This window comes from Romboutsia sp. 1001713B170131_170501_G6 (assembly GCF_015668195.1).
GTDB lineage: Bacteria > Bacillota > Clostridia > Peptostreptococcales > Peptostreptococcaceae > Romboutsia_C.
Genome location: NZ_JADPFC010000019.1, coordinates 1 through 7,675 on the forward strand (window position 1 = coordinate 1; position 7,675 = coordinate 7,675).

At 24.0% G+C, this 7,675-nt stretch carries 11 protein-coding genes; 2 read left to right on the plus strand and 9 right to left on the minus strand.

The features are described from left to right. Both I4U89_RS15240 and I4U89_RS15245 read right to left on the minus strand, forming a co-directional pair. Window positions 1–538 (minus strand): hypothetical protein (locus I4U89_RS15240; protein ID WP_195941111.1); only part of this gene is annotated, 538 nt, incomplete at its 3' end. Window positions 539–825: 287 nt separating this feature from the next. Beyond that, window positions 826–1,206 (minus strand): helix-turn-helix domain-containing protein, encoded by a 381-nt coding sequence (locus I4U89_RS15245; protein WP_195941112.1) that lies wholly within the window; start codon window positions 1,204–1,206, stop codon window positions 826–828. A gap of 221 nt (window positions 1,207–1,427) precedes the next feature. Between I4U89_RS15245 and I4U89_RS15250 the strand changes: the two genes are divergently transcribed. After that, window positions 1,428–1,832, plus strand: coding sequence for a hypothetical protein (locus tag I4U89_RS15250; protein ID WP_195941113.1), 405 nt, complete (start codon window positions 1,428–1,430; stop codon window positions 1,830–1,832). Between the two features lie 789 nt (window positions 1,833–2,621). On the opposite strand, the gene I4U89_RS15255 is transcribed toward I4U89_RS15250, so the two are convergent. The 5 genes from I4U89_RS15255 to I4U89_RS15275 all read right to left on the minus strand — a co-directional run bounded on the left by I4U89_RS15255 (window position 2,622) and on the right by I4U89_RS15275 (window position 6,105). Continuing rightward, complete coding sequence (locus I4U89_RS15255; RefSeq protein WP_195941114.1) at window positions 2,622–3,083, minus strand: hypothetical protein; 462 nt, start codon at window positions 3,081–3,083, stop codon at window positions 2,622–2,624. A 36-nt stretch (window positions 3,084–3,119) separates the two neighbouring features. Then, a complete protein-coding gene (locus I4U89_RS15260; protein WP_195941115.1) occupies window positions 3,120–3,599 on the minus strand; it encodes a hypothetical protein in 480 nt (159 codons plus the stop codon). Window positions 3,600–4,220: 621 nt separating this feature from the next. After that, window positions 4,221–4,379 carry a DUF6906 family protein gene (locus I4U89_RS15265; RefSeq protein WP_195941116.1) on the minus strand — a complete coding sequence of 53 codons (159 nt, stop codon included), beginning with the start codon at window positions 4,377–4,379 and terminating at the stop codon, window positions 4,221–4,223. A 1-nt stretch (window position 4,380) separates the two neighbouring features. Continuing rightward, window positions 4,381–4,731, minus strand: coding sequence for a hypothetical protein (locus tag I4U89_RS15270; protein WP_195941117.1), 351 nt, complete (start codon window positions 4,729–4,731; stop codon window positions 4,381–4,383). Between the two features lie 132 nt (window positions 4,732–4,863). Next, window positions 4,864–6,105, minus strand: coding sequence for a DNA-binding response regulator (locus tag I4U89_RS15275; RefSeq protein ID WP_243279230.1), 1,242 nt, complete (start codon window positions 6,103–6,105; stop codon window positions 4,864–4,866). A gap of 301 nt (window positions 6,106–6,406) precedes the next feature. On the opposite strand from I4U89_RS15275, the gene I4U89_RS15280 reads away from it, so the two are divergent. Beyond that, on the plus strand, window positions 6,407–6,580 hold the full coding sequence (locus I4U89_RS15280; RefSeq protein ID WP_195941118.1) for a hypothetical protein: 174 nt from the start codon (window positions 6,407–6,409) through the stop codon (window positions 6,578–6,580). Window positions 6,581–6,880: 300 nt separating this feature from the next. Here I4U89_RS15280 and I4U89_RS15285 read toward each other — a convergent pair whose 3' ends face one another. Continuing rightward, window positions 6,881–7,432: a hypothetical protein gene (locus I4U89_RS15285; protein ID WP_195941119.1), complete on the minus strand. Its 552-nt coding sequence runs from the start codon at window positions 7,430–7,432 to the stop codon at window positions 6,881–6,883. A gap of 14 nt (window positions 7,433–7,446) precedes the next feature. Further along, window positions 7,447–7,675, minus strand: a 229-nt coding sequence (locus I4U89_RS15290; protein WP_207744205.1) for a hypothetical protein, incomplete at its 5' end; no start/stop codon positions are given.

Below are 7,675 nucleotides of genomic sequence, written 5' to 3' on the forward strand. Positions count from 1 at the left end.
CATATACTCCTACCCAACCTACTTTTCCTGCAGGTATACTATACTCCATAGAACCACCTACCCCTTTACTCACTTGACTGCTTCTAGAAAGACTTCCTCCTATTTTAGCTTTTATTACATTAAAAGCTCCTGCTTCTGACTCAATGTTACCAGTAAGTTGCCAATTAATTGTTTTAGATTGATTTACACTAGTTGTTAATTTCCCACCGCTCGTTCCTCTCGTGTCAAAACTGAATTTAGCAAGAATAAAAGCATCATACTTCGTTTCTTTTTTACTTGGTGCATAAGATCTTGGAGTTTCGGTATAAAAAGTTCCACCATATGGTCTAATATTATCATCATTAACTTTTAAGTTTTTTAAAAACTGCTTATGATATTCTTCATTTGATTTTTTATCAATGTTTTCTAACTCTTCTTGACTAGATAATATTGGTTGTATAATCGCATCTTTATTTTCAAAAGCACTAATATTTTGTGGAACTAAAAATATGCCATTTAATAAAAGAAAAGATACGATTTTTTTAATATTTTTATTCATAATCTCAACTCCTTGATTTAAATTAATTTTATATTAAAATAATATCAAGTAAACGTTTTCATAAAAAGTCTTTAATTTTCAGAATATTTATGATATTCTTTTTGTAAGCGAGTTTAAATGTAATATTTTTCCATACATATAGGATTAATATCACTTAAATTTCTCTTTAAGGACTTAGATATTTGATATAAAGTTAATGTCCTTAAAATCCAAATAAATGGATTCTAAGGGCATTTTTACTAGATATCTTTAAATGTGTTTTTAAGAACCAGTTGGATACGATCTTATTAATTTTTATTTTTAAATAATAAAAAACTTTTAGCTAAGAGATATCCTATTATTCCTAATCCAATTCCAGATACACCTAAACTTGGTACTATATCTTCAAATAAAAAACCTACTACTAACCCAATTCCACCAAATATACATGCAATAGTCCAACAAAAACTATCATCAGTTGTCTCAATTTCTTCTTCATCATAAATTAATGAATCTATAGTTACATCAAATATCCTAGCAATCGATTTTAAATTTTCAATATCAGGCATACCATTTTGGTTCTCCCATTTAGTAATAGCTTGCCTTGATACATTAAGTTTTTCTGCTAACTTTTCTTGTGAAAGTTCATTCTTTATTCTTAATGATTTTAATTTTTCTCCAAAATTCATTGTCATCCCTCCTCCACCATAATATAAAAATAATCAAAATTTTACTGCTACTTATCATTTCTATATTGCTACTAATAGTTTCATATCCTATATTTCAATAGAATAAATATATCAAATTTCAAAACATAACTATCATTTAAATTTCACTTTATAGACTTGTTGCTTTAAACACCTAAACTAGAATATTATTTTTAATATACTATATATCTAAAGGAGTATTTATGGAAAAAGCAATTACACAATTTAAATATAATCGTTATTCTTCAAAATATATTCTCAATTTGTGGGAAAATGCAGATAAAGAATCAAATATCGTTACAATAGAATCTGAGTCTGAAGGCTTTTCTATTGATATAGATGGTCACAAATCTATAGATTCAAATTTAGTAATAGATTTTTTATCAAATATAAAAGAATTTGATAATACTGTTCAAAAATTTACTCATGATACTTATATTAAAGGAAATTATGAAATTAGAAATTACATTGTTTCTTTAGAATGGATTTCCTTTGAAAAAAATGAAGTAGTGCTTGGCTATTGGGGAGAATTTGTTAATATAGAGTTAAGAGCTATATTTAATCTAAAAGATGGAATCTGGAAAAATATCGATATATACTATCAATAATAAAAATATATAAAATAATTATATCAATATGTTCAAAAGTAACTATCACTTAAATTCTCGTTTAAGGACTAGTTATCTATTTTAAATAAAGTTAATACCCTTAAAATCTATTTATTTGGATTCTAAGGGTATTTCTACTAGATACCTTTAAGCAAGTTTATAAGAATACATAAAGTATTAAACTCAATAAATATAAGCCAATTAAAATTAATTTTACTTTTTTTCTTATTTTACTTGTATATAACGAATATACAATTCCTAATATAGCAAGTACATAAATAGGAATTGAAATAGATTTACTTTCAATAAAATTGTTTATTGTCAAAAGTAACATTGTACAAATAAAAAAAATCCATAAATTTACATTTTTGAAATCCATAATTACTCCCCTTATACACATGATATAAGTCAATTATATGTTATGTTTTTCAGAATATAAAGATTGTAATGATTATTATTTTCAATCAATTAGAAAGTTTAACCTAACAAGTCTTAAAATTCACATTTAGGGATTAGTTAAACATATAAAAGAGTGTATCTATTGAAATTACTATATCTCAGTAAATACACTCTTTTTCCTTTTTTTAGTTTTCCATGAAACTTTACTTTTTAAAATTTTTAAAATTCGATATAAATAAATCAATTTACCCTTTTTGATTTATTTATATCTGTATTATTTGTATTTATTCTGCATTTTCATTTAAATAATTAAATCATTTATTTATCTATCAATATATGTATATTCTAAATTATTTTATCTTTTGTTAGTTAAATACATGAAACAAAAATTTATCCTGTATACATATTTTTAATCGTGTATTTATTTGCTCCAACTTCTTCAATATCAAGTATCAAATATTTATCTTTTACCCAATTATCTTTTGAAATTACTCCATTCCCTGTTTCAAATACAGTTGCATATCCATCAATGGATTGTAAATCGAAATTTATTTCTACTTCAAATGCTTTATCATTTAATTCTTTTATTATTTTTATATCATTAAATTTATAATCTTTTAGGATGTTAATCTTTTTATTTTCTGCACTTTTATAGTCCTCATAATTTTCATATGTTGACTTTAAATATTCTTCAAAAACAATCTTAGATATTTCAATTTTATTTTCGTTTTTAATTTCAACTATTGGAAAGCTATAATCTAATTCAGTTTGGTCAGAATCACTATCCTTACATCCTACTAAAATAAAAATAGGTAGCATTAGCATTAATAAATATTTTTTAATTTTTTTCATATTTCACTCACCTTTATTTTATATATGTGATAACAATTATATATTATTTTTCATATACTCATATAATGCCATAGATAATATATCTTGTACCTTATAATTTGAATTTTCTTTACAGAATTTGCTAAATTCTTTTTGAACATCTTCATAAAGTCTATAACATCTTGATACAGTTTTTCCTTCAAACTTTTTTATATTTATTTGCTTTGATGATGAGCTATTTAATCTATCTTCTATACCTTTTATTTTCGTTTCTAAGGCCTTTACTTTGCATTCTAATTCATTTGTATTACTTTTGCATTTATTCCCTTCTCGTAACTTTTTATTCGCTTCTAAGTTAATGTATTTACTTTGGTCTTTATCAAATATATATCCTTGTTTCAAAAATCTTTTTCTAATTGTTGACCTCGATACTTTTATATCCTCACATATCTTAGTTAGTGTTTTATTTTCTAAATTTTGATTTATATATTCTATCTGCTCCTTCACTTCTAACTCATTAAATTTTTCTTTTCCCATTAAAATTTATCCCCCTAATACAAAAGTATTTATTGTATTTATATTAAATAAAAATTTTTCTATCTCCTCTAAAAAAATAAATTTCTTTTGCATTACTTTTGTATTAATTTAGATTTTCTTTAATAATTTTTTATAAAATTTCTCTCTTACTTTTCTATTTTTATAATTTTATTTTCAATTATTTTTTTAGAAAATATTTTTTGAGTTAGCGAAAAAAATACAAAACAAAATTTTAAAATTTATTTTTGAAATTTTGTAAAAAAGAGCATAAGGAGATTTTGTACCCATCTTCGATTGGTAGCTAGGCAAAGCCTAGCAATTCTCTAAAATAAAACATTAAAATCATGGGTACAAAAAAATACCTCTATACACACCTTTTGAACACCATTCCCCACACTCTTCCACACCTCTAGCCACCTTTTGAACACCTACTTTTTAGTATTAACTTGAAGAAAAAATATAGATTTTACAAAAAAATAACTCTCTTTTTTATGCACCCCAATTAGATTTTTTGCATTATATTTTTATATTTTTTTAATAAACTTTCACTAACTTTTAAAAGTAAAAAATAAAAAGCCGAGATAAAATTTTAATTTTTCATCTCGACTTTTTATAAAAGTTCTATTTATTTTTTTCTAAAGTTAAAGTTTCTTTTGTATTTCTATTTACATAAACATAAATTAATTCTGTTTGTCTTTCTAATAACCATTCGTCTGAATTATATCCATTATCCATTAATAAATCTCTTTGTTTTCTAGTTAATTTTCTTCCGTGCTTCAAATTATTTTCTCCTAATCTGTCCATCTTTTTTATAACTTTTAAAACTAAATACATTATCTTTATATACTTTTTTCTCAACTTTTTTTATTGGTTCTTCTTTTGCTCTTCTCTTATTTAATCTTTCAATAAAAGCATTCTTTGCCTTTTCTAATAGTTCATTACTTACAACTACATACTGAAATGTTTGTTTATCTAAATATCTATGTAATCCATCTTCTTCTATATCATTTGGTAAAACATAATCTATATAATCATTTAATAATTCTTCATTACTCAAAGTTCTATCATAATCTTTTAAGTAAAAAGTAATACTACCACTTATTTTTTGCCATAACTTTTTATCATCAATCATAAAAACTCTCCTTTTTTGTAACAGGTACTGCGTACCCTATAATACAAGCCGAGAAAATTTGGCACCTTATTTATTTAATAATACTCAATTGTCTTTTTTTGATTTTCTGATTATAATATAATTAGAACATGGTTATATTAATCCATGTTCTTTTAAATATTTAATATCACGAATACAATTTCGTTTCGATATATTTAAAGTCTTGCATATATCTTTTTGTAAAAGTCCTTCTGCCAAAAGGGCTTTTATTTTTTCTCTTCTTCGTGATATTTTTTCTTTTTCTGTCATCTTGCCTTTTTCTTCTAATTTCTGATTGTATCTATTTTTTTGATATTCTCTATCTCTTCTCTTATATTCTTCCTTGCCTATAATGACTTTCATATGAGTTTGCTCATACTCATTTATATCTAATAATTCTATAAGTGTATCATTTTTGTATTTATATTGCTTGTTCTTACTTTTAAATACCTTTTCTGCACTCTCTGTTGCCCTTGTAAGCTCTTTTATTGCTAATGGCTTTATGAACGTATTATTTAATTCTATCGTATCATCTAAGGCCTTTTCTTCATCCTCATAGAAGTAACATAGGTAATATCTATACAAAAATAATATTATTTCTCTTTGCCCTTCTACATCATAGTTTCTTAATTCACATAATTTCACTATATCTAGTATCCTTCCTTGATATAATGATCTTTCTCTATGTACATATACTACTTTCTTAGGCCTTCCTTTTTTCTTTTTTGATGTTTCATTTAACTCTGGTAAAAATTCTCTTTGTATTTCTCTCAAAGAATATACATAATCATATTTTGCTATTACTTTTACTCTTGTACCACTTTTAGAATTTATACTTCCTGGAACTCTTAATACTCTCGTTGCATCTAAAGCCATTCTATCTGCTCCAAATACTTTCAATTGCCTATATAAGTGTTCTTGTATTGCCTTCCATAATGGTAAAGCCATATATGGAGTTTGCTCTAATTTCCAAATTAGTAATAAACCTCTACCTGTGTCTAATGTTATGCTTGGTTCCGGAATTATCTTATTATAATAGTTATCCTCTAAGTTCATTAATATTTGAGTTTTTGTAAATTTTGTTTTATATATATCTAAATCTATAAAACTACAATTAAGCTCTTTTATTGTTTCTATTCTTCTCATCGGCTTATAAAAAGTATTTAATGATATATATGTATCTTCTTTGTCAAAGTCTAGTTTTAACAAGTCATCCAATGTATAATGCCATTGTCTAAATCCATTTTCTTTAGTTATATTTACATTTGTTATCCAGCCTTTGCTTTTATTATGAACATCCTGTATATACTCTTTACTTTCAATAGTATTATCTACTATTTCTATTGCCTCTTTCACTCTCTCACCCCCTTTATATATTGAGAATACCACAATTATATCATATATTGTCTGATTTTCTATTTTTTGATAGATTGTTATATAATTACACTGTTTTAATTCTAATTTCTGGGATTATATTTTTTACAAAAAATAATAATACTGTTACTTTAAATTTTAAAAATTCAACTATTAAAAAATTGACTTTCTAAAGTTAAAGTATAAAGGTCTAAATAAATATATAAATATACCTTCAATAGAATCAAAAGAAGATCTTAAAAACTTTAAAGTAAAAATAGGTAAGAATTTTACAAAGGGAAATATGAAACTTTATTATGTTGACAAAAACAATAATTTTAAGTTATTTACTATATATTGGAATTTTAAATATGGATATAAAGATACAATTGATATAAATATTATAGAAAAAAATGAAAATATTGAGTTATTGATAACAGATAAAAACGATAGAACTGAACGCGTATTAAATGATTAATAGATTTTTTAATATATATTAGATGTTCTCTGCAAGAGCGCACACACCATTTATGGTGTATAAGTTAATCCTTAGAATTGTATTTAAATTAACTCATACACTATTTTCTATATCTAATAATAAAAAAAACGAAAAGCTAGAACCAAGAGATTAATTGCAGCTATAATTGACAGTGTGATAATTAATACAGTTGATTTAACAAATAAATTTAAAAGTTATTTTACTAATACTTAAAAATCAAAGTTATGGTTAGAAAAATTTATAAAAAAATAAGACTTAGTCTAAGCCTTATTTTTTCTATTATTTTATATATTCTATTATTTCATTAGTTATTTTATTATTTTCTGAAATCATATTGTTTTCTAATTCATCAGTTATATTCTTTATTATTGGATATGTATTAATACTTATAATTTTACCTTTAGATGTAAAACTTTGATTGTACAAAGTTGGAACACTAATATTATCTTTATTTTCAGCTATAACTGATTTATTATCTATTCTAAATATATTCCCCATTGCTTTTTTATCAATATCCTTAGAATATGATATCGATATACTAGTTATGTATTCTTTTTTATTTTTTATATGAAATACTGTTGTCCTAGGATTTTTACCTTCTTTATCCGCTGTATCTACTTTACTATCTATTAGTTTATTATCTGTAGAAACTATTGGAACTTCAATTTCAATAGTTTTATATTTATCTTTCGCAAATTTATTAAATTCCTCAATAAAAGTTGTATATTCACTATAATTATTAGCAGTATCTTGATTAATAATAAAAAATAAATTCAATATTATTGAAATTATTAATAATATATTTATAAATAAAATTTTACTAATTTTCATATTTCATCTCCATTTTACTTATACATCAATCTTCCAAAATGAATATTTGTACCTTGTGTCTTTGTATAAGGTATTGTTGCTGTTACTGGAACATTTTTAAATCCATGATTTCCTGCTCTATCCCACCATTCAACACGAACTTGTCCAACAGTTCTTGTTCCATGAGCATATACTCCTACCCAACCTACTTTTCCTGCAGGTATACTATACTCCATAGAACCACCTACCCCTTTACTCACTTGA

Bases quoted from the DNA above. Each gene is read 5' to 3' on its own strand.
- I4U89_RS15250 (WP_195941113.1), top strand. From the start codon at position 1,428: ATGGAAAAAGCAATTACACAATTTAAATATAATCGTTATTCTTCAAAA.
- I4U89_RS15285 (WP_195941119.1), bottom strand. From the start codon at position 7,432: ATGAAAATTAGTAAAATTTTATTTATAAATATATTATTAATAATTTCA.
- I4U89_RS15280 (WP_195941118.1), top strand. From the start codon at position 6,407: ATGAAACTTTATTATGTTGACAAAAACAATAATTTTAAGTTATTTACT.
- I4U89_RS15245 (WP_195941112.1), bottom strand. From the start codon at position 1,206: ATGAATTTTGGAGAAAAATTAAAATCATTAAGAATAAAGAATGAACTT.
- I4U89_RS15260 (WP_195941115.1), bottom strand. From the start codon at position 3,599: ATGGGAAAAGAAAAATTTAATGAGTTAGAAGTGAAGGAGCAGATAGAA.
- I4U89_RS15270 (WP_195941117.1), bottom strand. From the start codon at position 4,731: ATGATTGATGATAAAAAGTTATGGCAAAAAATAAGTGGTAGTATTACT.
- I4U89_RS15255 (WP_195941114.1), bottom strand. From the start codon at position 3,083: ATGAAAAAAATTAAAAAATATTTATTAATGCTAATGCTACCTATTTTT.